Annotated in this window: 1 pseudogene; it reads right to left on the bottom strand. The window is 79.7% G+C overall.

The features are described 5' to 3' along the window. Window positions 1-617: pseudogene (locus KUM32_RS41290) on the bottom strand (hypothetical protein); the annotation flags it as partial.

Raw genomic sequence — 617 nt, 5'->3', positions numbered from 1 at the left:
CGCGGTCGCCACCGCCGCCGCCTCGATCCCGCAGGCCAGGGCGAGCCCGCGGCGCGCGGCGCGGCGGAACCCGTGCGCGGCCAGCAGGCGCGCGACGAACAGCAGCAGGCCGAGCGCGCCGGCGGCGAGCGCGGCCCCGGGCCCGAAGCCGGGTCGCGGTCCTAACCCGTGCCACGACAGGGCGCACCAGACCGCGACGAGCAGCGCGCCGAGCGCGCACCCGAACAGCGCCAGCGCACCAGCGAACGCCCTGCGCGCCCCCGTCGCGAACCCCGCCAACTCCCGGCTCGCCCACAGCGCACGGCGGGTGCGCGCGGCGAACCACCGCGCGCACCAGGCGGCGGGCGGCCACGCGCCGATGAGCGCCGCCACGCCCACCGCGCCGGGCCCGACCTGCCGCCAGCCGTCGGACCCCCGCCACTCGTGGAAGTCAGGCCACCCCTGGCGATCGAGCCAGCCGTGCGGGTCGGGCCACCCGCCGAGGCCCGGAAGGCTCGGGTACGGCGGCTGCCCGGTGCGCCAGCCGGCACCGAGCGCGCCCGCCAGCGCCTCGGTGAGCAGCCAGTTCCCACCCAGCAGGAACCCGAACAGCCAGCACCACCACACCGGCCCGAGCC

The sequence above is a fragment of the Streptomyces sp. AC627_RSS907 genome, assembly GCF_019049165.1.
The sequence above is the reverse complement of the archived record's forward strand: the minus strand, read 5'-3'. Positions and strand labels throughout refer to the sequence as shown.